23 protein-coding genes are annotated in these 22,998 nt (G+C 65.9%); 15 read left to right on the top strand and 8 right to left on the bottom strand.

Annotated features, from left to right (window positions below; translation table 11 throughout):
* Positions 1 to 36: 36 nt before the first annotated feature.
* Positions 37 to 333, top strand: coding sequence for a 4a-hydroxytetrahydrobiopterin dehydratase (locus tag ACQP0C_RS07625; protein ID WP_433731907.1), 297 nt, complete (start codon positions 37 to 39; stop codon positions 331 to 333).
* On the opposite strand, the gene ACQP0C_RS07620 is transcribed toward ACQP0C_RS07625, so the two are convergent.
* Positions 272 to 1,480: a mannosyltransferase gene (locus tag ACQP0C_RS07620; protein ID WP_433731905.1), complete on the bottom strand. Its 1,209-nt coding sequence runs from the start codon at positions 1,478 to 1,480 to the stop codon at positions 272 to 274. The two genes, ACQP0C_RS07625 and ACQP0C_RS07620, sit on opposite strands and share 62 nt — an antisense overlap.
* Positions 1,481 to 1,955: 475 nt before the next feature.
* Here ACQP0C_RS07620 and ACQP0C_RS07615 point away from each other — a divergent pair, with 475 nt between their 5' ends.
* Both ACQP0C_RS07615 and ACQP0C_RS07610 read left to right on the top strand, forming a co-directional pair.
* Entirely contained in the window at positions 1,956 to 2,741 is a 786-nt protein-coding gene (locus tag ACQP0C_RS07615; RefSeq protein ID WP_433731903.1) for an Rv1157c family protein, read from the top strand.
* A gap of 117 nt (positions 2,742 to 2,858) precedes the next feature.
* Positions 2,859 to 3,236: a hypothetical protein gene (locus tag ACQP0C_RS07610; protein WP_433731901.1), complete on the top strand. Its 378-nt coding sequence runs from the start codon at positions 2,859 to 2,861 to the stop codon at positions 3,234 to 3,236.
* A gap of 70 nt (positions 3,237 to 3,306) precedes the next feature.
* Here the strand turns inward: ACQP0C_RS07610 and ACQP0C_RS07605 are convergent, their stop codons facing one another.
* From ACQP0C_RS07605 to ACQP0C_RS07595, 3 genes are all read right to left on the bottom strand, one after another.
* Positions 3,307 to 4,014, bottom strand: a complete 708-nt coding sequence (locus ACQP0C_RS07605) for a DUF1906 domain-containing protein (protein ID WP_433731899.1) — start codon at positions 4,012 to 4,014, stop codon at positions 3,307 to 3,309.
* Between the two features lie 186 nt (positions 4,015 to 4,200).
* Complete coding sequence (locus ACQP0C_RS07600; protein WP_433731897.1) at positions 4,201 to 5,328, bottom strand: hypothetical protein; 1,128 nt, start codon at positions 5,326 to 5,328, stop codon at positions 4,201 to 4,203.
* Between the two features lie 238 nt (positions 5,329 to 5,566).
* Positions 5,567 to 6,175: a CHAP domain-containing protein gene (locus ACQP0C_RS07595; RefSeq protein ID WP_433731895.1), complete on the bottom strand. Its 609-nt coding sequence runs from the start codon at positions 6,173 to 6,175 to the stop codon at positions 5,567 to 5,569.
* A 288-nt stretch (positions 6,176 to 6,463) separates the two neighbouring features.
* Between ACQP0C_RS07595 and ACQP0C_RS07590 the strand changes: the two genes are divergently transcribed.
* The 4 genes from ACQP0C_RS07590 to ACQP0C_RS07575 are packed head-to-tail and all read left to right on the top strand — an operon-like array spanning position 6,464 to position 10,044.
* On the top strand, positions 6,464 to 7,120 hold the full coding sequence (locus ACQP0C_RS07590; protein WP_433731893.1) for an ABC transporter permease: 657 nt from the start codon (positions 6,464 to 6,466) through the stop codon (positions 7,118 to 7,120).
* The gene (locus ACQP0C_RS07585) at positions 7,113 to 8,306 is read left to right on the top strand and encodes an ABC transporter ATP-binding protein (protein ID WP_433731890.1); all 1,194 of its coding nucleotides are present in this window, start codon (positions 7,113 to 7,115) and stop codon (positions 8,304 to 8,306) included. Before ACQP0C_RS07590 ends, ACQP0C_RS07585 begins: the two co-directional genes overlap by 8 nt.
* Positions 8,303 to 9,082, top strand: coding sequence for an ABC transporter permease (locus tag ACQP0C_RS07580; RefSeq protein WP_433731889.1), 780 nt, complete (start codon positions 8,303 to 8,305; stop codon positions 9,080 to 9,082). Before ACQP0C_RS07585 ends, ACQP0C_RS07580 begins: the two co-directional genes overlap by 4 nt.
* Complete coding sequence (locus tag ACQP0C_RS07575) at positions 9,079 to 10,044, top strand: glycine betaine ABC transporter substrate-binding protein (protein ID WP_433731887.1); 966 nt, start codon at positions 9,079 to 9,081, stop codon at positions 10,042 to 10,044. The genes ACQP0C_RS07580 and ACQP0C_RS07575 overlap by 4 nt, the downstream gene beginning before the upstream one ends.
* Positions 10,045 to 10,144: 100 nt before the next feature.
* Here the strand turns inward: ACQP0C_RS07575 and ACQP0C_RS07570 are convergent, their stop codons facing one another.
* Complete coding sequence (locus ACQP0C_RS07570) at positions 10,145 to 10,807, bottom strand: TIGR03086 family metal-binding protein (RefSeq protein ID WP_433731885.1); 663 nt, start codon at positions 10,805 to 10,807, stop codon at positions 10,145 to 10,147.
* 93 nt (positions 10,808 to 10,900) lie between these two features.
* Between ACQP0C_RS07570 and ACQP0C_RS07565 the strand changes: the two genes are divergently transcribed.
* On the top strand, positions 10,901 to 11,899 hold the full coding sequence (locus tag ACQP0C_RS07565) for a helix-turn-helix transcriptional regulator (protein ID WP_433731884.1): 999 nt from the start codon (positions 10,901 to 10,903) through the stop codon (positions 11,897 to 11,899).
* 102 nt (positions 11,900 to 12,001) lie between these two features.
* Positions 12,002 to 12,730, top strand: a complete 729-nt coding sequence (locus tag ACQP0C_RS07560) for a helix-turn-helix domain-containing protein (RefSeq protein ID WP_433731882.1) — start codon at positions 12,002 to 12,004, stop codon at positions 12,728 to 12,730.
* Positions 12,731 to 12,826: 96 nt separating this feature from the next.
* Here ACQP0C_RS07560 and ACQP0C_RS07555 read toward each other — a convergent pair whose 3' ends face one another.
* Positions 12,827 to 14,284, bottom strand: a complete 1,458-nt coding sequence (locus ACQP0C_RS07555; protein ID WP_433731880.1) for an MFS transporter — start codon at positions 14,282 to 14,284, stop codon at positions 12,827 to 12,829.
* Between the two features lie 75 nt (positions 14,285 to 14,359).
* Here ACQP0C_RS07555 and ACQP0C_RS07550 point away from each other — a divergent pair, with 75 nt between their 5' ends.
* Entirely contained in the window at positions 14,360 to 14,842 is a 483-nt protein-coding gene (locus ACQP0C_RS07550; protein WP_433731878.1) for a MarR family winged helix-turn-helix transcriptional regulator, read from the top strand.
* Positions 14,843 to 14,894: 52 nt separating this feature from the next.
* Positions 14,895 to 15,503 (top strand): hypothetical protein, encoded by a 609-nt coding sequence (locus tag ACQP0C_RS07545; RefSeq protein WP_433731876.1) that lies wholly within the window; start codon positions 14,895 to 14,897, stop codon positions 15,501 to 15,503.
* A 2-nt stretch (positions 15,504 to 15,505) separates the two neighbouring features.
* Here ACQP0C_RS07545 and ACQP0C_RS07540 read toward each other — a convergent pair whose 3' ends face one another.
* Positions 15,506 to 16,330 (bottom strand): AraC family transcriptional regulator, encoded by an 825-nt coding sequence (locus tag ACQP0C_RS07540; RefSeq protein WP_433731874.1) that lies wholly within the window; start codon positions 16,328 to 16,330, stop codon positions 15,506 to 15,508.
* A gap of 62 nt (positions 16,331 to 16,392) precedes the next feature.
* Between ACQP0C_RS07540 and ACQP0C_RS07535 the strand changes: the two genes are divergently transcribed.
* Complete coding sequence (locus ACQP0C_RS07535; RefSeq protein WP_433731872.1) at positions 16,393 to 17,304, top strand: DMT family transporter; 912 nt, start codon at positions 16,393 to 16,395, stop codon at positions 17,302 to 17,304.
* A 62-nt stretch (positions 17,305 to 17,366) separates the two neighbouring features.
* Positions 17,367 to 19,784 (top strand): protein kinase domain-containing protein, encoded by a 2,418-nt coding sequence (locus ACQP0C_RS07530; protein ID WP_433731870.1) that lies wholly within the window; start codon positions 17,367 to 17,369, stop codon positions 19,782 to 19,784.
* Between the two features lie 839 nt (positions 19,785 to 20,623).
* On the opposite strand, the gene ACQP0C_RS07525 is transcribed toward ACQP0C_RS07530, so the two are convergent.
* Positions 20,624 to 21,208, bottom strand: a complete 585-nt coding sequence (locus tag ACQP0C_RS07525) for a TetR/AcrR family transcriptional regulator (RefSeq protein ID WP_433731868.1) — start codon at positions 21,206 to 21,208, stop codon at positions 20,624 to 20,626.
* Positions 21,209 to 21,286: 78 nt separating this feature from the next.
* On the opposite strand from ACQP0C_RS07525, the gene ACQP0C_RS07520 reads away from it, so the two are divergent.
* Both ACQP0C_RS07520 and ACQP0C_RS07515 read left to right on the top strand, forming a co-directional pair.
* Positions 21,287 to 21,712, top strand: a complete 426-nt coding sequence (locus ACQP0C_RS07520; protein WP_433731866.1) for a tautomerase family protein — start codon at positions 21,287 to 21,289, stop codon at positions 21,710 to 21,712.
* Positions 21,712 to 22,842, top strand: a complete 1,131-nt coding sequence (locus tag ACQP0C_RS07515) for a zinc-dependent alcohol dehydrogenase (RefSeq protein ID WP_433731864.1) — start codon at positions 21,712 to 21,714, stop codon at positions 22,840 to 22,842. The genes ACQP0C_RS07520 and ACQP0C_RS07515 overlap by 1 nt, the downstream gene beginning before the upstream one ends.
* The last annotated feature ends 156 nt before the right edge of the window (positions 22,843 to 22,998 follow it).

Here is a 22,998-nt window from a genome sequence, read left to right as displayed (position 1 = left end):
CGGGTGCTTTCGCCGCGCCCGGGGTACAACTCGGATATGAGCGCTCCCAAACTAACTGAGGCAGAACTCACCCAAGCGTTGACCCAACTGCCGGACTGGACCCACTCCGGCGACACCATCACCCGCACCGTCGAGGCAAAGACCTTCCCCGCGGGCATCGAACTCGTCCGGCAGGTCGCCGAAGTCGCCGAGGCGGCGAACCATCATCCCGATATCGATATCCGCTGGCGTCGGGTGAGCTTCACGCTGTCCACCCACGACTCGGGCGGACTCACCGCGCTGGACGTGTCGCTGGCTCGCGAGATTGATCGGCTTGCGGCGCAATCCGATTGACCAGACGCCCGGCCCACATCACCCAGACGTAGAAGACCAGTACGCCGAGCACATCGACGGTGCCGAGCCAGGACAGCACCCCGGGCCGCGAGATGGTCCAGATCGACGGCTGGGCGAACGACAGCACCCATGGCACCCCGATCACTGTGGTGACCAGCCAATAGCCCGCGAGTATCCGCGCGCCGGGCGCCTGCCGCAGCGGCCCGTACACCAGCCACAGCACCGTGGGCAGCAGCCATACGAAGTGATGCGACCACGAGATGGGCGACACCATCAGCCCGAACAGCTGCACGATGATCAGGGTGCCCAACCGGTCATCGGGACCCAGCGCGCGCCAAGCGAAGAAGGCCAGCACGGCGACCACCGCGACGGCCGCCAGCCACCACGGTCCGGATTGGACGTCATGGCCGAGCAGACGGCTCAACGCACCGCGCAGCGACTGGTTCCAGACCGAGCCGACCGGACCGATCCGGTCGGCGTCGCCGAGCAGGGTCCCGAAGTACCGCTTCGCCTCCTTGTGGTTGATCAGAAAGCTGACCCCGACCGTCGCGCCGAACACGACCGCCGACCACAGCGCGGTGCCCCAGCGCCGCCGGGCCACGAAGTACAGACCCGAAATCGCGGGCGTCAGTTTGATTCCCGCGATCACGCCGATCAGCCCACCGGATAGCCACCAGCGTGAACTGCGCACCGCGAGCATGGCCCCGAGCACCAGGAACACATTGACCTGGCCGTAGTCGATCGTGGTCCGCACCGGCTCCATCCAGATGCCGATCGCGGTCCACCAGACGGCGGCGGTGCGCCACTTCGGGTCGCGCATCCGCTCCTTGCCGAGCATCAATTCGAAGGCGATCCACACCACGACGTAGAGCGCGGCGACAATGGCCAGCAGCCAGAGCACCGCGATCACCGTGAACGGCAGATAGTGCAGTGGGAAGAAGACCAGTGCCGCGAACGGCGGATAGGTGAACGGCAGCGGGAAGTCCGGGGTCTTCTCGGCGTAGGTGAAGTCGTAGAGCCGGTCGGTCAGCAGATCCGCCGACCCGTCGACATAGACGTGCAGGTCGACGAGATTCATCCCGTTCTTCGACAGCAGCATCCACAGCAGCCTGGCCAATACGGACAGACCGAGCACCGGTACAGCCAATCGGAGGCTTCGGTTCAATTCGCAGGCTTTCGAGTCGGTTCCGGGTCGTCGGCCTGGTCCCGCGAAGTTCGGGCATTCGGCGTCGGAGAGCTGGAGGCTGTGACTACATTAACCGTCGGCTCGAGAGATCCCACCAATCCCCTGGACTCCGACGCGACCGGCCGAACCGACCTGCGTCTCCTGCCATCGAGCGTGCGGCCGAGCCGAAATACGGTAGTTTGCGTAGCCACAGCGCGCCCTACGCACCAATGAACACTGATAACATTTGCATCACCTTTCGCTCTGGTAACAGCAGACGGCATTACCGTTCGATAACACTGATCGTCCACAACAGAAGTAGGGGCTTGTCGGCTGTACAAGATGGCGATCATGTCCCTAGAGTGACCCCGAAACGATGGCTTTTTGCATCGCTCCTGTGATGTACCCGAGGTTAAGGACGGCTAGACCAGTGCTTCGCACCCGAGGATCGCGGATAATGTTGTCCGCGCTCGCCATCGCAGCGAGCGCTTCGCTCGCCGCGCCGTCGACGGCAGTCGCGGCACCGGCCCCCGCACCCGTCGCATCGAGGAACGCCATTCCCATGGTTCCCGAGGGCGTCCCGATCGATGTGCTCGCCGCCTTGGCCCCGGCCATTGTCGGTGCCATCGCCGGACCGGCCGATGCCAAGCCGGTCGCCAACGCCAAGCCGACGGCGGATTCGCCGAAGAGCGCCATCCTCGATCAGGCGCGGGCCCTGCTGGCGACGCTGAACCTGCCACCGCAGATCAAGTCCACGCTGGAACGGATCATCACCTTCCTGGACGGCAGCGGTGGCGGCGGCCCGGAGGTCCCGCAGGGTGGCCCGGCCATCGCCCAGTTCCTCTACCCGAGCATCGGCAAGGGCTGCATCGGCCCCGGCGCCGACTCGGTCGGCACCGCACTCGCCGTCCCCGGCCCGGCCACGCTGCCGCCGCCGGGACCGCAGGCCGGGCAGACCGGATTCGTGTTCACCGCACTGGGCACCAAGGGGCCGACGCCGGACCAGAATCCGCCGATGACCGTCCAGTGGCTGAACCTCGACACCCGCCAGTCCGGCGTCCAGCCGCTGACCGATGAGGCGAAGATCAACCCGGACGGTCCGGCCACGCTCTCGGCGATCGTCAACACCGGCTCGGGCCGGGTCGTCGCGGTCGTCGGCGGTTCGCTGACCACCAAGGCCGAGGACGCCGACCCGCGGACCTGCTCGTTCCTGCCGATGCTCGGCTTCTTCACCGTCGCCTGATTCTCTCCGCGAAGCCCGGTGGCCCCAACAAGGCCACCGGGCTTCGCTGCTATCGACACATCGTATGAATCGGCGCGATAGCGCGCCGTCGGGAAGGGACTGTGGTAGACCAAAGCCATGGCGACTGTCGATAATTCGCTTCGGTCCCGTTCCGCGATCCACCCGGGTCATTCGATCCGGAGCAAGCGTTCGCGCCGTTCGATCCTGTCCTTCCGCTCGGAAGGCTCGATCCTGTCCATCGGCTCTGCCTACTCGATCCTCTCGATCGGCAGCGTGGGCTCGATCCTGTCCATCGGCGCCGTCGGATCGTTCGGCTCGGCGATCTCGTCGTTCTCGATCGGCAGCCTCGGCTCCGCCTTCTCCGGCATCTCCCGCTGGTCGCTGTTCTCCTGGCGCGGCGACCACGAGGCCCCCGATAACCGTCCCACCCTGCGCGTCGTCCCCGACGACGAACCCGAACTCCGCGTCGCCGCTACCGGCCACTGCCAGACTTGACCGCCGCCCCGGATATTTGGGCAGCTGGTCAGTTCCGGCATTCGCCGGAACTATGTGACCTCGAACATCTTCACCACTGGCCGTATTCGGCGGCGAGGATGTTGTTGACGTCGACGCCGATGCCATCGATGGCGCGCTTGTCGATCTCGATCTGGTGCAGATGGGCGGATGGGTGTACGAAGCCCTTCGGTGTGCCCCAATTGTGCTGCCAGTACCAGGACCCGAGGCCCGCGGCCCTGGCGAGCTCGATGGTCGGTGAGTTCGCGTAGATCCCGACGTTCTGCTTGCCGATCACCGACTCCCAGCCCAGGATGTACGGCGCGATCATGGTGGCGAAATCGACCGGTGTCGGATTGTCGTCGATGGAGGCGTAGATCGGGTGGTTCTGCGGGCCGCCCGCGGCGAGGTGCAGTTCGAGCCCGCGTTCCGCGTGCTTCTTGCCCGCCTCCATGCCGCCGCGCCAGTCGGCGGTCGAACCCTTGCCGAACTGGTAGTTCGACACGATCGTCAGACCCGCGGCATGTAGCTGGTCGACCTCGTTGGCGCGCAATGGCTTACCCGCCATCCATTCCGCACCGGGGCGGCGATCCGAAACGTAGCGGATGACGCCGAGGTGGCCGTCGTCCCGAATGGCGCTGGCGGCGGGTATGCCACCGGCGTAGTCGACGAGCGTGCCCAGTACACCGGCGGCCCCGGCCCGTGGTGCGGCGATGCCGACGGCGGCGGCCGCGGCGGTATAGGCGAATAGCTGGCGGCGAGACACAGAGATGGAACGCATCGCAGGACTCCTTACGCACAACCCCAACCATGGACAGGACAGGTAGCGTGCCCGGCGCACCTTCCCCAAGGTCAACTCGCGCGCCGGGAGCCTCGAACGTGCACTAATTTCACCATATTCACATTGGAACCGCTAGGCCCAATGGAAACATGAATCACATTCGCCACATGCGTTAAGTGAGCCGGTCTAGGCGATGCCGTCGATCCGTGCGGCCACGTCGATGGTCCGGCCCGACGTGTCCGTGAGCTCCTCGCGCACCACCCCCGTCACCTGCGCGATGACCTGCTTTTTGATGCCAGCCAGCGCACCGAGCGTCGCGGCCCGCATCCCGTGCGCCTTGAACTCCAGCCGCAGGTCATCCGCTGCGGGCGGCGGCACATCAACGATGATCAGCAGTGGATCGGCCGCCCGCGCGGTCAGCACCAGCGGAATCTCCACATCCGCGCGATAGCGGTTGGCCTTGAGCACATCGACGGTGATATCCAGGCTCACCGGCAGCGTCAGGTCGAAGGCCACCGGCTCGTCGGAGCGCACCGCCAGCTGTGGCTGCCGGACATTCCCCTGCACCGTCACCGTCGCGGAGTTGCGCGGACCGGTGCGCAGTGGTCCGATCTCGATCGGACGGCCTGCTATCCGCTCGACGAATTCGAAGACCCGGTCGCGGGTCACGATGCGCGAGAAGAACTGATGCCCGAATTCGTCGTAGCCGATCCAGTCGAAAGCGGCCCGCGTCGGATGCGCGGAGCGGACGCCGTTGATCATGGCCTCGACGTCGAAGACCCGGCCGCGCCGGGCCTGCGGATCGGCCAGCATCACATTCACCCGATTGGCGACCTCGCGCTGCACCACCCCGGCGATCGGATCGAGCAACCACTCCCAGGCGGCATCAATGGCCCGGGCGCGCAGCACAAAGCTGACGTCGCGGGCGGTGATCGGCGGGATATCGATCATGATGAGCAGCGGGGCGGCGGTGCGCGCGTGCAGGATGAGGTCGATTTCAGCGACCGCCTCCAGTCGCAATTTCCGACCGCCGAGGGTGACCTTCACCGCCATCGACAGCGGCACGGTGACCTCGAATGTGACATGCGGGCCATTGCGCAGAATGACCGGTTTGCCCACCTTGCCCTCGGCGACGAACCCGGCCAGCCCCGCCGGTCCGAGAGAAAACGGTCCGATGGTCACGCCGCGTCCGGTCATCGCGGAGACCGCCGCCTCGATCCGCTCCGCCGTCACCGCGTGGGTGACGAATCGTTCCCCGAAATCGGCATAGTCGATCCACTCCGGATCGTCGATCGTTTCTTCGGTCGGCAGCATCAGAGTTTCCGAAACCCTTACCTTTCAACGGACACCCGACACGGTACGCGACGCGGATTTCGGGGAGGTGGGGCCGATGCGCCCGATCCAGGGGGTCCCTGTCCTGCTGATGAGGGGGTAGCAGGACAGGGACCGAACGACGGCGCTGCCGGGCGCCGCCGAGTCAATGGTAAGTGCTGGCGCAGGACCTGCCGACAGTGCACACACACCGAGCGGACCGGCTCAGCCGCAACACTATTCACAAACGGCCGAATCCGACCACCCCGGGTGTCTCGGCCAGTGGGAAGCGGTGGATCGAGACCTCGCCGAACTCGTTGCCGCCGATGGTCGTCACGGTGGTGTCATCGGCCACGAGGACCATATTCGTGTGTTGACCAAAGGGGCTCTTCTCACTGTAAAGCAGCACGTCACCGGTGCGCGGCCGATATACCGAACCGATCGGCACGAAACGATGCGCGCCCTGGTAGTACTCCTGCAGTGTGTACACCCCCGGAATCCGCCACGATCCGGAATTCGGGTTGGCCAGCGGCGCACCCGCCTCCCGCAGCACCCAACTGACGAAGTCGGCACACCACGGCTCATCAACTCCCTCAGCGTATTTGACGCCGTCACCGGGCGTGTCGAACTCCCGTTCGAGCACAGAGACGATGCGGCCCTGGGTCGGATCCAACGCCGACCTGTCGATGGCGGGAAATGTCGTCAACCTGTCGCCGACGATGGCCGGACCGGTCGAATGGTGCTGCCACCAGCGGACCCCGCTCACACTCGCGGCGATGAGAGCCACCACGACCATGCCGAGCACCGGCCATCGATAGCGCGGCCGCACCGCCACGTTCTGCTCCGACATAACTCCCCCGCTCCTCCCGAACGCGGTGCCGTCTTCCGGCCCATGCTCAGTAGGACGAATAGCGGCGTCTTCGGGTTCCCGCGACATGATGCGCCTACCGATTCTCGAGCGGGCAGCGGATCGAACCCGCGCCGCACCGAATGGTTGTTTCAACGGGCCGAGTGCGGGGCAGTCTCGTCGAAGGCATAGCGGCACTTGGCCATTGCCGTCGCAGCCGCGCTAGCCGATTCTCGTCGCGTTCGAGCGGCCGACGCGATAGTCTCCGAGGACACCGGGCGACGGGGAGGTATGGCCCTGGACACACTGTGGACATTCGTGGTGCATCGGCGCACACAGCTGATCACCGACTCGTATCTGCACGTCTCGGCGGTGGTGCAGGCACTGCTGCTCGCGACGATCGTCGCCGTCCTGATCGGGGTGCTGGTCTATCGCAGCCCGATCGGTTCCTCGGTGGCGACCGCGCTGGCCAGCGCCATTCTCACCGTGCCGTCGTTCGCGCTGCTCGGATTGCTGATTCCGTTCCTCGGACTCGGTGTCGGCCCGACCATCACCGCACTGGTGCTCTATGCACTGCTGCCGATTCTGCGCAACACCATTATCGGGCTGGCCTCGGTGGATCCGGCGATCGTCGACGCCGCGCGCGGGGTCGGCATGAATCGGCTGCGGGTGCTCGCGCGCATCGAACTGCCGCTGGCCTGGCCATCGATTCTGACCGGCATGCGCGTCAGCACCCAGATGATCATGGGCATCCTCGCCATCGCCGCCTATGCCAAGGGGCCTGGACTCGGCAACCTGATCTTCTCCGGCCTGGCCCGGCTCGGCAGCCCGAACGCGGTGCCACAGGCGCTGGTCGGCACGATCCTGATCGTCGTGCTCGCGCTGCTACTCGACGGGGTCTTCGTCATCGTCGGCCGTCTCACCACCTCTAGGGGAATCCGTGACTGATACCGAAACCCGCGGCGACAGTACGGCATCGGCGGTATCCGGCGTCGAGATCGTGCTCGACGCGGTCACCAAACACTATCCGGGCCAACGCGATCCGGCGGTCGACAGCGTTTCGCTGACCATTCCGGCGGGCGAAATCGTGGTACTCGTCGGGCCCTCCGGCTGCGGTAAGACCACCACCATGCGGATGATCAACCGACTGATCGAACCGACTTCGGGCACCATTACGATCGGCGGTCGCGATGTCACGGGTGTGAATCCGGACCAATTGCGCAGGGGCATCGGCTATTCGATCCAGCAGGCTGGGTTGTTTCCGCATATGACCGTCGCGAAAAACGTTGCGACGGTGCCGGGTCTGATCGGCTGGGACCGCAAGAAGGTCGCCGCGCGGACCGATGAAATGCTCGATCTGGTCGGCCTGGATCCCGATACCTACCGCCACCGCTATCCCAGGCAGCTGTCGGGCGGTCAGCAGCAACGCGTCGGCGTGGCCCGTGCGCTGGCGGCCGATCCGCCGGTGCTGCTGATGGACGAGCCGTTCGGCGCGGTCGATCCGATCACCCGCGGACTGCTGCAGGACGAACTGCTGCGCCTGCAATCCGAACTGGGCAAGACCATTGTGTTCGTCACCCACGATTTCAATGAGGCGGTGAAGCTGGGCGACCGAATCGCGGTGCTGGGCAACCGATCCCGCATTCTGCAGTACGACACCCCGGCGGCGATCCTGGCCGATCCCGCGGATGAGACGGTGGCCGGTTTCGTCGGCGCGGACGCCTCACTCAAACAGCTCACCCTCACCCGGGTGCGCGACGTCGAACTCGGCGATTGCCCGACGGCCGTCGACACCGATTCGGTCGATAGCGTCCGCGCCGCGCTGGCCGGACGCGATTGGCCATGGGCACTGATTCTCGACGCACAGCAGCGGCCACTGCGCTGGGTGTCGAGCGAGCAACTGGCGCAGGCGAAGTCACTGCGGGACAGCGGATCACCGGTCGGCGAGCAACTGTCGCTGCAGTCGACACTGCAGGATGCGCTGGAGGCCCTACTCGCCGAGCAGACCGCGACGGCGGTGGTCACCGGCCGCCGCGGCGAGTACGCGGGACTGATCACGATCGATACGCTCGTCGGTCATCTGTCGGCGATGCGCGAAACGCACGCGGGCGCGGAGACGGATGCGCCGATATGACCACGGCAATCACCGCACCGCCCAGCACCTCGCCGACGACACTGCGTCGGGCCGAACGGATTCGGCTGCTCGTCCAACCGGCGCTCGTGCTGGTGCTCACCGCGGCCGTGCTGGTGTGGGCGTTTCGGCGCGATCTCACCGTCACCCAGCAGGCCAGCATCAGCGTATCCAATATCGCGACCGTCACCTGGCAGCACGTGCTGATCACCGCGACGGTGGTGGTGATCGTCGTCGCGGTGGCGGTACCGCTGGGCACGCTGCTCACTCGGCCCGGATATCGCCGTCTGGCACCGCTTTTCGTCGGCATCGCCAATATCGGCGCGGCTGCGCCGGCCATCGGGCTGATCGTGCTGTTCTACCTCGCCACCCGCACCACCGGGTTCTGGATCGGCGTCGCCCCGATTGCGTTCTATTCGCTGCTTCCGGTGCTACGCAATACCATTCTGGGCTACCAGCAGGTGGACAGCGCGGTCATCGACGCCGGGCGCGGCCAGGGCATGTCGGCGCTGACGGTATTGCGCCGCATCGAATTTCCGCTCGCCATTCCCTACATTCTGGCCGGGCTGCGCACCTCGCTCGTGCTGGCCGTCGGCACCGCGACGCTGTCGTTCCTGGTGAGCGCGGGTGGTCTCGGCATTCTGATCGATACCGGGTACAAGCTGCGCGATAACGTCACGCTGGTGGTCGGTGCCGTGCTGGCGGTCGCGCTGGCACTGCTCGTCGACTGGTTGGGGGCGTTGGCCGAACAGTATCTGGGGCCGAGGGGGTTGAAGTGAAGGCAAGGGTACTGGCCATCGCGGCGGTATTCATTCTGGGCGCCTGCGGATTACAGTCCGGCAGCTCGGTGCCGCTTCGGGTGGGTCCGGGCAGTATCCGTCCGGTGCCGGATCTCGACGGTGTGGCGATCACGGTGGGCTCCAAGGATTTCACCGAACAGAACATCCTGGGCTACATCATCGAATTCGCACTATCCGCGGCCGGTGCGCAAGTCCGCGATCTGACGAACATCCAGGGCTCCAATAGTGTTCGCGACGCGCAGTTGCACGGACAGATCGATATCTCCTACGAGTACACCGGCACCGGCTGGATCAACTATCTGGGCAATGAGAAACCGGTCCCGGATGAGGTCGGTCAGTTCGAGGCGGTTCGCGACGCCGATCTGGCCGCGCACGGCATCGTATGGACGGATATGGCGCCGATGAACAACACCTACGCGCTGGTGATGAGCGCCAACACCGCGAAGCAGACCGGAGTTGTCACGCTGTCCGACTATGCCCGGCTGATCAGCACCGATCCCGATGCCGCCGCGACATGCGTCGGCACCGAATTCAATGTGCGTCAAGACGGTTATCCGGGAATGGCGCGCAAGTACGGGATCGATGTCGGCAGGGTGCACAAGCAGATCGTGCAGGACGCAGTGGTCTATCAGGCGACCGCGGATGCCGGGCAGTGCCGGTTCGGCTCGGTCGCGGCAACCGATGGCCGCATCCCGGCCCTCGGGCTGGTATTGCTGAAGGACGATCTCGGCTTCTTCCCGAAATACAATGCGGCGCTGGTCATGCGGAAATCCTTCGCCGACGCCCACCCGCAGGTCGCGGTCATCATGGAGCCGATCTCCAAGAAGCTGACCAATGCGGCGATCACCGAATTGAACCGCCAGGTCGATGTCGATGGGCGCGAACCTGCCGAAGTGGCACGGGATTGGATGGTCGCCGAGGGTTTCGTCACCGCTCGCTGACCGAGCGAACCGGCCTGAGCGTGCACATTTCGCGTGAATGCGGCGGATACTGCCCGCTTCGGCGAAGCTGTGCACGCTCGGGCCGGATTCGGTGGCGCGACTATGCCCGCGGGTCGCGACCCAGGTAGCGCAGCAGCTCATCGACCACCGTGTCGCCCGACGCACCGTCGACGATCGCGGCGTACGCACCCCACTGACGCAGCGGCTCAACGATTTCCGCCTCCGGACCACCGCCCGGGGCCGGGTTCACGGTCCGCGCCGCGGTGAGCAGGTGGCCGGCGAGTTCATCGTTCAACGGGGACGCCTGCCCGGTCGCGATCGCGATATCCCAGGCGTGCACGGCGGCGTCCACTGCGCACATGACCGCGGCCACCGGAGTCGGCAGCGCGCCGTGCGGCAGCGGGGTGGGAACGGTCTCGGTCTCGTCGGTGACCGTGGCCCAGGCGGCTTCGGTCTGCTCGATCGCATCCTGCACCAGAGCGGCGGCGGTGCCGTCGAGGGCGCCGGAGGGGGCGAAGGGGTTGTACGCGGGCCCGTTTCCGATGCCGAGCGCCCTGGCGAAGGCGAGCTGATCACCCGCGGCGTGCTGAATGACCTGCGTGACATCCCATTCCGAGCACGGGGTCGACAGCTGCCACTGATCGTCGCGGATGCCCGCGACGACATCGGTCAGCGCGCGGTAGGAGGCGGCAACGACATCGCGCCAGACGGGGCGCAGGGTCGCGGTGGCGTCGACGGTGGTGGTGGTGGTGGTGATGCTCATGATGGGCCTTTCGGGCTGTGCTGTGCACTTCTTGCTGATGTCACCAAGCCTATGAGGCTATTAGGCTGGTTTCGTTCCTAATACATCCGCTGCATGCAAAATAATTTTCGGGAGGCGACGGTGGCGGCCACCACAACGCGAGTTCTGCGCTTGCTATCCCTGCTGCAGGACCGCGCCCATAGCGGCCGTGAGCTGGCCGAACGGCTGGGTATCACGGATCGGACGCTGCGCAACGACATCCAGCGACTGCGCGAACTCGGCTATCCGGTGCATGCCGAGCGCGGCGCGATCGGCGGCTACCGGCTCGGCCGCGGCAGCACCATGCCACCGCTACTACTCGATGACGATGAGGCGGTCGCGGTGGCCGTGGCGATCGGCCTGGCCGAGGACGGCTCCACCGGCATCGCCGATATCACCGACAATGCCGCCCGCGCGCTGGCGAAACTCGAACAGATCCTGCCGAAACGCTTGCAGCGCAAGGTCACCGCGTTGCGCAACGCCACCGCGATCGGACCGGCGACCACCGGCTCACGCGAACCGGATGCCCCCGTCCCCGCCGCTGTGCTGACCACTCTCGCGGGCGCCATTCGCGATGGCGCCACCGTGCTGATCGGCCTGGATACCAACGCGGACAAGGAAATCGAGCCCTACCGGCTGATCAACTGGCAGCGCCGCTGGTATCTGGTCGCCTACGATCTCGAAACCCATTGCTGGCAGGCGATTCCCGTCGCCCAGATGCGGCGCGCGGTGGCGGGCTCGCGCCGCTTCGCCGCCCGGTCGCTGCCGGATGAGGACCTGGTCGCCTTCGTCATGCGCCATATCGCGACCACCGGTTGGAAGGTGCAGGCCAGGGTCACGGTGCTGGCCCCCGCCGAAACGGTGATCGCACGCATCAACCCGGCCGTCGGCGTGGTGGAGGCCGTAGATGCCGATACCTGCGTCCTGCTGACCGGTGCGGATGCCCTGGAGACCATTGCCATCTACCTGAGCATGCTGATGATGGATTTCCGGGTCGATGGCCCGCCCGAGCTGGTCGCGCATCTGCGCACGCTCGCGCGCCGATACACCGAGTCGGTGGCACTGGCGTCCTAAGGTTATTGAACGTCTTGGCGGCTTTCGGGTCGAAGTCGGACTGGTGCGGGTTATGTGAAAGGGGGATCAGCTCGTCCCGAGGGAATCAGGAGGTACATCACGATGGCAGATACCCGCCCTCCGATCGCCAGCTATCTGCACGAGCGCCGTGCAGCGGCTGGACTGACCCAGGCCGCGATAGCAGCGGCCACCGGACTCCCACAAACGGTGATCCAGGATTTCGAACAGGGCGTGGTCGCGCCAACGTCGGCAACGCTGGGTCGGTTGTTCGACGCGCTGGGCGTACCGGTGTTCTTCCGTGACCACATCGTGAGCCTCACTCAGGCGAGCCAGTTTCCGGACACCTTCGGCCCCGTGCCCAGCGTGCCGCTGCCCAGCGATCTGCGCACTTTGCGCAGCATCGCCCAGCCCGCCTGGTTCCAGATCGTGCCCTCCTTCGATCTGGTTGCCGCGAACTCCGCTTACCTGCGTCTATTTCCCGGGCTCGAGCCCGGCGGGAACATCCTCGAGTGGACAATGCTGAATCCGCAAGCCAGACAGGCCGTGCACGAGTGGCACAAGGAAGCGCATCTGATGGTCTACGCGCTGCGGATAATGGCGCCGGGCCTGGTGCCGCACGAGCGGCTGGACAAGATCATCTCGACGTGCCGGTCGGCGCCGGAGTGGGAGCAACTGTGGCTCACCGATGTGGCAGCGGCCGATATCGCCAGGCCGTGGATCCACGTGCGCGATCCGGCGCGTCGCGAACTGCGCCGAATGAGTTTGAACGTCTTCATGCTCGAATTTCCGCGGCGGCCGTGGTGGATGTACACCCTGGTGCCGATCGACTGAACCGACCGAGCGGCTGGGTCGCCCCGACGACAACGGGACCGAGCCTCGCCATTGAGGATCGGTCCCGAGGGCCGTTCAGGCGCGCTCGCCCGAAGATCAGGCGTGCCCTGCCTTATCGGCAGCATCGGCGGCCTTGCGCATCGGAATGATCAGCGTGAGCACGATGGCGACCAGGGCAGCCACCGTGGCGATGAGGAAGGTGGTGTGGAAACCGTCGCGCGAGGGGAGCACGTGCGGGCCGAGCTGCATCGTCATATGTGCCAGCACCACACTCATCACGGCCGAGGAGGTGGAGGTGCCGATCGAGCGCATCAGCGAGTTGAGGCCATTGGCCGCCGCGGTCTCGGTAACCGGGACCGCGCCCATGATCAGCGCGGGCATCGCGGCGTAGGCCAGGCCGACACCACCCGCGACGATCATCGCCGCCACCATGAGCTCCCAGACGCTGTTCATCAGCACCACGGCGCACAGGTAGCCGACCGCGATCACCGCCGAGCCGAGCGCCAGCGTGACCTTCGGGCCGCGCGCCGCGGACAGTCGCGCGGAGACCGGCGACAGCAGAATCATCACGAATCCGGTTGGGGCCAGCGCCAATCCGGCATTGACCATGGACAGGCCGAAGCCGTATCCGGTCTGTTCCGGCGCCATCATCAGCTGCGGGAAGGTCAGCGACATGCCGTAGAGCGCGAATCCGACCGCGATGGAGGCGGCGTTGGTGAACAGTACCCGCGGCCGCGCCGAGACCCGCAGGTCGACCAGCGGCGAGCGCTGCTTCAGTTCGAAGAAGCCCCAGATCAGGAACACCACCACCGACAGCGCGAACAGACCGAGAGTGCTCGCACTGCCCCAGCCCCAGTCCGCACCCTTGGTGATCGGAATCAGCAAGGCCAGCAAGGCGATCGACAGTCCGACCGCACCACCGAAATCGAACCGCGCGGGGGTCCGCACCGGCGACTCCGGCACGAAGACGAAAACCAGTGCGGCACAGACGACACCGAGTCCGGCCGCGGTCCAGAACAGCATGTGCCAGTCCGCGTTCTGCGCGATCGCCGCCGCCAGCGGCAGGCCGAGCGCACCGCCGACGCCGAGCGTCGCACTCATGATCGCCATCGCCGAACCCACCTTCTCGGCGGGCAATTCGTCGCGCATGATGCTGATGCCGAGCGGGATCGCACCGACGGCCGCACCCTGCAGCGAGCGCCCGATGATCTCGGGAACCAGCGAGGAGAACAGCGCGCAGACCACCGAACCGGCGACCAGCGACACCAGATTGGCGAACAGCACTCGGCGCTTGCCGAACATATCGCCGAGTCGGCCGCTGATCGGGGTCGCGACCGCACCGGCGAGCAGGGTGGCGGTGATCACCCAGGACGCATTGGACGCCGAGGTGCTCAGCAGCGTCGGCAGCGTGGGAATGATCGGAATGACCAGCGTCTGCATCAGCGATACGACCACACCCACCATGCCGAGGGTCGCGATGAGTAGGCCGGATGCGGGACGACGCCGGGCGTCGTCCGCGGTGACGGTCGGAGACGCGTCGGCTGCAACAGTCATAAATGTGTAAGGTACACAGCATATGTATCGTGCACAATTTGCTATCGACGTGATTCAGGCGACATAGTGTGGGCCATGCCCGAACCAGGTCCCACGGATAACGATGCGCTCACCCGCCTCGTCTTCGAGTTGACCCTGCTGTCCCGGCACTTCCCCGCCTCACTGCTGCGGCGGCCGGGATTCCAGCTCGATCGGTCGGCCTATCTGCTCCTGACCAGACTGGAGATCGATTCTCCGCTCAGCCTGCGTGAGCTGTCGGAGGCCTTCCAACTCGATATCTCCACCATCAACCGCCAGGTCGGTGCCATGTTGAAGCAGGGCCTGGTCGAGCGGGTGCCCGATCCGCAGGGCGGTATCGCCCGCAAGATCCGAGCCAGCGCCAAGGGCCTGGAATTGGTCGCCGCCGATCGGGAGCAGAGCCACGACGGCATCGGCGCCGTCGTCGCCGACTGGAATACCGCCGATATCGTGCAACTGAGCCTGCTGGTCTCCCGGTTCAACGAGTCGATCGAGCACATCGAGGACAACCCCTGGCCACGCCCGCCACATGCCAGGTAGCGCGCGGCCCGGACGGTCGGGCAATATCGCTGCGGTGAGGTTCGGGTTCGGGATGACCGCGATAGCGCTGCTCTTGGCGTTCCCGCTCGCCGCCGGCTGCGGACTCGGCGCCGAGACCGACGAATGGAACGGCTGGACGGTGACGGTCTATTACACGGCCGTCGAGTCCTATCACTCCGGACCGACCGAAACCGTGCGCGGCTGCAGCGATCTCGAATGCACCGACGCCAATATCGAAATCGGCACGCTACCGGAGGCTTTCGTCGATCTGGTGCGCGAGGAGGGCGCGGGCCGGATCACCAGCGGCGACCATGCTGGCGCATATCTGAACTGGTCCTACGATGTCGGCTTCTGGCTCGACACCGAACCGCGCGATACCAACGGCGAGGCGCTGCACCCGTTCGAGAGTGCGGCGGCGGACGAACTCGAGCCCGGAACTCGATTGCGGCTCATCGGTTGTGGGACCGTCGATTTCGAATCCGCAAGCGCGTGTAGCAGATTCAGCGCCGCCACCTGGACGATCGGTGACGAATTCACGCCGGGTCTCGGCGGGCCGCGCCATTTGGACGTCTACGTCGGCGAGGAGAACTCCGACAGCTTCACCGAGGGGCCGGATTTCGTGACGTTCGTCAACGCGACGCTCGAACCCGTCGGGTACTGAATTCATCCGGCCGCGAGGTATACCCCGGGTGTGATGCCATAACAGCGCCGGAACCAGCGGGTCAGATGCGCTTGATCGGCGAATCCGGCGGCTATCGCCGCCTCGCTGATCGGTTGGCCGGCGGCGATCAAACGACGGGCCGCGCGTAGTCGGAGCAGTCGTTGGTATTCGCTCGGCGCCAGACCATAATTGGCGCGGAAGGCACGGTACATGGCGAATCTGCTGCATTCGGTCGCGTCGGCCAGATCGTCCATGGAAATGGGATCGAGATAGCGATCGTGGAGTACGGCACGGACCCGTCGCGCGATATCGGCCGCCGAACCGGATTGCACCACTGATGCTTTCGTTGGCGTGGTGGTGCCACGCTGCACCAATGCGGCGACCGATGCGGCGAGTGCTTCGTCGGCCGCGAGTTCGGTGGCGGGCCCGATCAGACTCGCGCACAGCCTGCCGAGTGCGACCGACAGCAGCGGATCAGGCAGTACCGGATCGGCGAACAGCGGCAGACCGGTCGGACGGCCCGCCCGGTCGGTGAGCAGATCGGTGATCAACTCGGATCCGATATGGGCGATCCAGTAGGTGAATCCGAGTTCGGTCGTGCTGTGGCCGTCGTGTGGCTCGTCCGGATTGAAGGCCATCACCATGCCCGCCGCGCTGGTGCGCGTCGCGCCGCGGCAGTGGAAGGTCTGCGCGCCGAATTCGGTCAGGCCGAAGGAATACGTTTCGTGACTGTGCGGGTCGTAGACGTGGCGTTCGAAATGCGCGTGCATGACCTCGACCGGCCGATCCGCCATCCGCCGGTACTGGACCCATTCGCGCTCGGTCACCGATCCATTGTCGCCGCACCAGCGTTCAAGACTCCTTCGCGGCCCCCGCCGAGTATTGATCCGTGCGTATCCGATTGCTTTTGGTCCTGGTCATGGCGTTGTGGGGCAGTGCGTTCGCCTCCTCGAAGCTCGCGGTGCACGAGGTACCGCACGCGGTCGCGGGATTCCTGCGGTTCCTGATCGGCACGATCGTGCTGCTCATCGTGCTGCGCGCACCTCGGCTGCCTGTCGCCGATGCCGCCCGTGCCGCCGGGCTCGGGCTCATCGGCGTGTTCGGCTACAACTTCCTGTTCTTCCTCGGGCTTTCACTGGCGCCCGCGGCCGATGGGAGCGTGATCGTGCCCATGGCCGCGCCGATTTTCACGGTTGCCGTGACGGCATTGTTCGGGCGTACCCGGTTGCCGCTGATCCGGATGGTCGGGCTGACCACCGCGATCGCCGGCGCGGGTGTGTTCTTCCTCGGGATTCCGGCGAGCGGATCTCATCGGCTGCTCGGCGATCTCGTCTTTCTCGCCGCGGCGGCCTGCTGGGCGAGCTATACGATTTTCGGTGCGCCGCTGTTGTCCAGGCTCTCGGCCCCGACGGTCACGGTGTACGCCACCGCTGCGGGCACCCTCGCCCTCGGGTTCGCTGCCGCACCGGATCTGTCCGACATCGCGTGGTCCGAGTTGGATTTCGCATTCTGGCTCAACCAGGCATATCTCGGGATGCTGCCCACCGCTCTCGCCTATGTCCTCTATTACCAGGCGGTGCGTCAGGTCGGTGCCGCCACCGCGTCCGCGGCGATATTCCTCGTCCCCGCCTTCGGGCTCAGCTGTGCGTGGGTGTTGCTCGGGGAATCCATCTCCGCTGTTCAGGGCCTCGGTGCGGCGCTGATGTTCATCGGCGCCTGGCTCAATACCCGCACTCCCGAAGTCGGGCAGGACGACAGCACGCAGAGCGGACCGGACCGCCTGGTCCCCGCCGATCGATAATGCTGCGCCCCATGTGAAACAGGCATGTCGCGTGGGTGCGGCAATGCACATAGGCTTGCGCAGTGATTTCCGGGCGGACAGTGGTCGACGGGCGTTTCGAGTTGCTCGAGCCGCTCGGCAGTGGCGGGATGGGCACGGTGTGGCGCGCGTACGACCTCGCGCTGCATCGTGAGGTCGCGCTCAAAGAGGTACGGGCGGAGGCCGACGATTCGAACCGCTCGCCCGGCGTGCACCGTGAGCGGGTGCTGCGGGAGGCCAGGGCGCTGGCCCGAATCGGTCATCCGAACGTCGTTGCCATTCACCACATCGTGGATTCGCCCGCGGTGGCGCATCCGTGGATCGTCATGGAACTGGTTCGCGGACAGAGTCTCGCCGACCATCTGGCCAATGGACCGCTGCCGCCCACCCGAGTGGCGCACCTCGGCCGCGGCATACTCGCCGCCCTGCGCGCCGCACACCAGGTGGGTGTGCTGCACCGCGATATCAAACCCGCGAATGTGCTACTGCGCGAAGACGGTTCACCGGTATTGACCGATTTCGGTATCGCCGCGATCAATGGCATGACCGCATTGACCTCGACCGGCAGTGTGGTCGGCTCGCTGGACTATGTTGCGCCGGAACGACTCAGCGGCCAGGAGGGACATCCGGCCTCGGACCTGTGGTCGCTCGGTCTGTTGCTGTATGTCGCGGTGGAGGGGTTCCACCCGATGCGGCGCGAGTCGACTGTCGCCACGCTGGCTGCCGTCATCCGAGGTGAGGTGCCGCCGCCGCAGCGTGCCGAGGCTTTGACCGCCGTGCTCACGGCGGTGCTCGTGCCCGATCCGGGTCGTCGGCCGACCGCGGAGCAGGTGGACCGGATGCTTGCGCAGGCGGTCGGTGCGGGAGGGACATTCGGTGCGCTGGGAGCCTTCAACACCCCCGGCGCAGATGGCACACCGGGCGATTTCCACACTCCGGGTGCGGGCAATGCTCCGGGCGCAGCGGCGTTCGATACTCCCGGCGCGTTCAATAATGCCGGGGCAGCTGAGCTGCCAGGTTCGTTCCATACTCCCGGACCGGTCGATTCGCCGCCTGCGATCAACACACCCAGCCCGGTCAGCGCATCGGGCGACTTCAACACCCCCGGCGCGGTAAATGCTCCGCGGGCAGCCAGTTCACCGACTGTGTTCGACACACCCGGCGCAGCCGACGCATCAGGCGCGTTCAGCACACCTGGAGCAGTCAACTTCTCGAGCGCAGCCAGTTCACCGACTGTGTTCGACACACCCGGCGCAGCCGACGCATCAGGCGCGTTCAACACACCCGGGGCAGTCAACTTTTCAGGCGCGGCCAGTTCACCGGCTGCATTCAATTCACCCGGCGCAGCCGATGTGCCAGGTGGGTTCAACACACCCGGGGCAGTCAACTTTTCAGGCGCGGCCAGTTCACCGGCTGCATTCAATTCACCCGGCGCAGCCGATGTGCCAGGTGGGTTCAACACACCCGGGGCAGTCAACTTTTCAGGCGCGACCAGTTCACCGGCTGCATTCAATTCACCTGGGGCAGCCCACGTACCGGGTGCATTCAATACACCTGGCGCAGTCAACTTTTCAGGCGCAGCTAATTCAGCGGGTGCGTTCAACACACCCGGAGGGGTCCGCTCTCTGGGCGCAGCCAGACCGGGCACGTTCGATACACCCGGCGCAAGTAGTGCACCGGGCGCGTCCAGTGCCCCTAGCGCGTTCAGCACGCCTGGTGCAATCAGTCCACATAGGTCCGTTGGCGCACCCTATGCACACGGCGGCCCACACAACTCGGCTTCCGCACCTCGACTGTCCACGAATCATCCTGCGCGCAAACCATTCTCGCGCGGGGTTGCTATCGGGCTCGCCGCCGCCGTTGCAGCTGCCGTAGTAGCCACGATTGCGATCGTGGCCCTGCGACCCGATTCGACCACAAGCCAAGCTATTTCGAGTACACCGCCAACCACCGACAGCCTTCTACCCACGACCCGATCTGCGGGCCCGACGTCGGCACCCGTGACCGGAAACTCCGTCGACCTCCTCACCCCGAGCGGTATCCGCCAGGCCATCGCCGCACTCGAAAAGGCCTCCGGCAGTGAGGAATTCAACGAGGCGACCTTCTACCCGACCTATGCCAACGTCGGCGCCCCGGTCAAGGACAAACCCACCCTCTTCGACCTCTTCGTATACCGCGACGGAACCGCCAGCCGAAAGGGAGCAGGCGGCCCACTCTCCGGCCACGCCACGGTAAAACTGAACTCGATCAACTGGGACATTCTCCCACCCCTGCTCCGCACCGCCGAGGAAAGCCTCGGCATCCCCACCCCCACCCTGCGCTACGTCATCGTCGACCCAGCCTGGACCTTCAACAACGACCAGCCAACCGTCATGGTCTACCTGACCGACGAATACGGCGGCGCCTACCTAGCCGCCAACACCGACGGCACCGTAGTAACGATGTACCCCCGAGGCCGGTAACCCCACCGAATCCAAAACCCGCTCAACCCCATCAACTTTCACCCCGGCTACACGAAATCCCGGGCACCCGACCAAAATTGGGTGCCACAGCGGAGTCGGACAACGTCAGGTATTCATACCAGGAATAACACACCGCCCATCGACCCCAATAGTCCCGATAATCATCCCGTCCCTCATCGTGCAGAAGCTACCAACAGCAACACACTCCCGATCAGTATTCATCACCATATTGTCCCCACACGGCGTACCAGGATCATCCGGCGCACCCAGCGCACCCCCAGCCCCCAACGCCACCCCAAATCCAGCAGCAGCAGTAGCAAGAAAATGCGAAATACGGAGCATGACAAACCCTCCAACCCAAATTGCGCACACTGATTGCTTCCATCCACACCCCCCGGATCACCCTTAGACCCCTCAACCAAAACCCCACCCCGACCTGCAAGATCATACTCCCGAGCCCCCCAATTTCCCACACCCGAACACCCCCACCAAACCCACTTCCCCGACGAGAATGCGCTGGTGCAGATGCGCTCTCGACGTTTACCTGTATGAGTGCACGGTGATCGCTTGCCCAAGGGCTTGTCCCCTGGTTTTATGGGGCGCTGGGGCATTCCGGTGGTCGACTACAAGGGGGAATGCACGAGCGCGGATCGCTATAGGCGTGCAAGCCGACTTCGGGTACCGGACCGTTCGCTCGCCGAAACAACGGAACGCCATCGACAGCAGCTCGGAGCTCGGCCGCCTTTTCTGCATCAGAGGCGAGCAGGGTACCGGTGAATCGAGTTCAGTTCGCCACCATCGAATTTCGGTGATGCGATCAGGTCCCTACCGTTACCGGGCTAGTTTTCGGTTCGGTCGGTGACCGCGCGGACTACGTTTTCGAGGGCGTCTGCGGTTTGGTCGAGGGGGCGGGTGCTGCGCTGGGCTCGGCACATCGCGAGGGTGCCTTCGATGGCGGCGACGATGAGGGTTGCGGTCCGGTCGGCGGCGGATTCTGTTGCGCCGTGGGTGCGTAGGGATTCGGCGAGTAGCGCGGTCCAATGGTCGAAGGCGGCGGCGGCCGCGCGCCGGGGTTCATCGTCGTCGTCGGGCTGGTCCTCCACCGAGACCGCCAGCACCGGGCATCCCGCCCGAAAGTCGCTGTCCACCACGACCTTTCGCCACATCTCCACGAACGCTCGCAGCCCGGCAACCGGGCCGGCGGGCAGCTCCTCGACCAGCTTGCGCGCAGCCAAGCCGTCGGCGAAGCGGACCGCCTCGGCGGCCAGCTCGGACTTTCCGCCGGGGAAGTAGTGGTAGGTCGAGCCGAGTGGGGCGCCGGAGTGCTTGGCCAGCTCCCGCACACTGGTCGCGTTCAGCCCGCGCCGTCGCAGCATATCGGCCGCACCGGCCACCATCCGATCACGCGCGTCCGACTGCGCCATCCAGCACCTCCTTGACCATGACGACTGTCATAGCGTACCGTCCCCGGCATATAACAGTCGTTATAACGGAGGTGTTCCATGCCGATGATCCAGCTCACCCTGCCCGCAGGCGTGCTGTCCGCCGATGCCCGCAGCGCATTGCAGAAGACCCTCGCGACCATCCTGCTCACCTGGGAAGGCGCACCGGACACCGCGTTCTTCCGAGCGCAGGCCTGGTGCCGGATCGACGAGGTTCCCGAGGGCGCGTTCGGCACCGCCGAGGACGACCTGCCGCGCTTCCGGGTGGACGCCACCGTGCCCGAAGGAGCGCTGTCCGAACGGCGCAAGGCGGGCCTGATCAAGCAGGTCACCGCCGATGTGCTCGCCGCCGCGGGGCTCAGCGATGCGCAAGGACTGCGGGTCTGGGTGCTCATCCACGAACAGCCCGAGGGCACCTGGGGCGCCGCGGGCAATATCGTCCGCTTCGCGGAACTGAAGGCGCTGGCAGGCGGGGCACGCGCCTGATGCGAGAACTGCAACTCGTCCGCGCCCGCCACCTCGAATGGCGCGAACGGCCCGACCCGGTGCTGCGGGGACCGCGAGATGCGATCGTCCGCCCGTTCGTCGCGGGGCGCTGCGACGGCGACACCCTCCCCATCCACCGGCACGTTTCCCGCGCCATGCAGCTCGGTATCCGGACCGGGCTGATCGACCCGGTGGTCGCGAGCATCTGCGGGGATGTTCCGTTCCGCGGGCCGTTCGGTATCGGGCACGAATGCATCGCGGAGGTCATCGAGATCGGCGCCGAGGTCACCGGCCTGGCCCGCGGCGATTTCGTGGTCGTGCCGTGGGCGGTGTCATGCGGACAGTGCCGTGCATGCGAGCGCGGGCTCACCGCCAAATGCGCGACCACCCGCACCGGCACGCTGGCCGCTTTCGGATTCGGACCCGCCAGCGGCCCATGGGGTGGCATGGTCGCCGACCGGCTGCGCATCCCCTACGCCGACCATATGCTCGTGCGCCTGCCCGCCGGGCTCGACCCGTTGCGGGTGGCTGCGGCCAGCGACAATCTCGCTGATGCCTGGCGCTGCATCGTCGGCCCGCTGGCCGAACGTCCCGGCGGATCCGTACTCGTTCTCGCCGGTGCGGCCCAGAGCATCGGGCTCTACGCCGCCGGCCTGGCGGTCGCACACGGCGCCGGGGTCGTGGACTACGTCGATCACCGAACCGAACGCCTCGCGATCGCCGAAAAGCTCGGCGCCCGAGCACATCCGGTCAAGAAGGGAAGACTGCGCCGCGCGGACCTGCCGTCCCGCCGCTACGACATCGTCGTCGAAGGCACTTCCACCGCCGCCGGTGTCGACGCCGGACTGCGCGCACTACAACCGGGCGGTATCTGCACACCGGTCGGCTACTACCTCCCACCCGGCACCAAGGTGCCATTGATGCACATGTACGCGAACGACGCGACACTGAAAATCGGTGTGTCCCACGTACGTCCGATACTTCCGGACCTACTCGACTTCGTCGCCCACACCAACTTCCCCGCCGAGAACGTCACCACCCTGCTCGCGGACTGGAACGACGCCCCCGACGCCTACCGCGCCCACACCACCAAACTCGTCCTACACCGCCAGCCACTCGGCACCAACTGACCACCTGTCCGGTCCGCCGAAATACTTACAGATACTGCCGCGGGTGGCGAAATCCCGAGCTGCCACATCCCGCACTCAGAACGGCCAGCTGCCCCGAACGACTGAGCCCCACCCAGAACCAAGGGTGGGGCTCAAATGCTTTCGCGGACCGCTTCA

The organism is Nocardia sp. CA-129566, from assembly GCF_050956075.1.
Taxonomy (GTDB): domain Bacteria; phylum Actinomycetota; class Actinomycetes; order Mycobacteriales; family Mycobacteriaceae; genus Nocardia.
Note: the sequence above shows the minus strand (reverse complement) of the source record. Positions and strands in the feature narration are given on the sequence as shown.

Bases quoted from the DNA above. Each gene is read 5' to 3' on its own strand.
- ACQP0C_RS07625 (WP_433731907.1), top strand. From the start codon at position 37: ATGAGCGCTCCCAAACTAACTGAGGCAGAACTCACCCAAGCGTTGACC.
- ACQP0C_RS07615 (WP_433731903.1), top strand. From the start codon at position 1,956: ATGTTGTCCGCGCTCGCCATCGCAGCGAGCGCTTCGCTCGCCGCGCCG.
- ACQP0C_RS07610 (WP_433731901.1), top strand. From the start codon at position 2,859: ATGGCGACTGTCGATAATTCGCTTCGGTCCCGTTCCGCGATCCACCCG.
- ACQP0C_RS07605 (WP_433731899.1), bottom strand. From the start codon at position 4,014: ATGCGTTCCATCTCTGTGTCTCGCCGCCAGCTATTCGCCTATACCGCC.
- ACQP0C_RS07600 (WP_433731897.1), bottom strand. From the start codon at position 5,328: ATGCTGCCGACCGAAGAAACGATCGACGATCCGGAGTGGATCGACTAT.
- ACQP0C_RS07595 (WP_433731895.1), bottom strand. From the start codon at position 6,175: ATGTCGGAGCAGAACGTGGCGGTGCGGCCGCGCTATCGATGGCCGGTG.
- ACQP0C_RS07590 (WP_433731893.1), top strand. From the start codon at position 6,464: ATGGCCCTGGACACACTGTGGACATTCGTGGTGCATCGGCGCACACAG.
- ACQP0C_RS07580 (WP_433731889.1), top strand. From the start codon at position 8,303: ATGACCACGGCAATCACCGCACCGCCCAGCACCTCGCCGACGACACTG.
- ACQP0C_RS07570 (WP_433731885.1), bottom strand. From the start codon at position 10,807: ATGAGCATCACCACCACCACCACCACCGTCGACGCCACCGCGACCCTG.
- ACQP0C_RS07565 (WP_433731884.1), top strand. From the start codon at position 10,901: ATGCAAAATAATTTTCGGGAGGCGACGGTGGCGGCCACCACAACGCGA.
- ACQP0C_RS07560 (WP_433731882.1), top strand. From the start codon at position 12,002: ATGGCAGATACCCGCCCTCCGATCGCCAGCTATCTGCACGAGCGCCGT.
- ACQP0C_RS07555 (WP_433731880.1), bottom strand. From the start codon at position 14,284: ATGACTGTTGCAGCCGACGCGTCTCCGACCGTCACCGCGGACGACGCC.
- ACQP0C_RS07550 (WP_433731878.1), top strand. From the start codon at position 14,360: ATGCCCGAACCAGGTCCCACGGATAACGATGCGCTCACCCGCCTCGTC.
- ACQP0C_RS07545 (WP_433731876.1), top strand. From the start codon at position 14,895: ATGACCGCGATAGCGCTGCTCTTGGCGTTCCCGCTCGCCGCCGGCTGC.
- ACQP0C_RS07525 (WP_433731868.1), bottom strand. From the start codon at position 21,208: ATGGCGCAGTCGGACGCGCGTGATCGGATGGTGGCCGGTGCGGCCGAT.
- ACQP0C_RS07520 (WP_433731866.1), top strand. From the start codon at position 21,287: ATGCCGATGATCCAGCTCACCCTGCCCGCAGGCGTGCTGTCCGCCGAT.
- ACQP0C_RS07515 (WP_433731864.1), top strand. From the start codon at position 21,712: ATGCGAGAACTGCAACTCGTCCGCGCCCGCCACCTCGAATGGCGCGAA.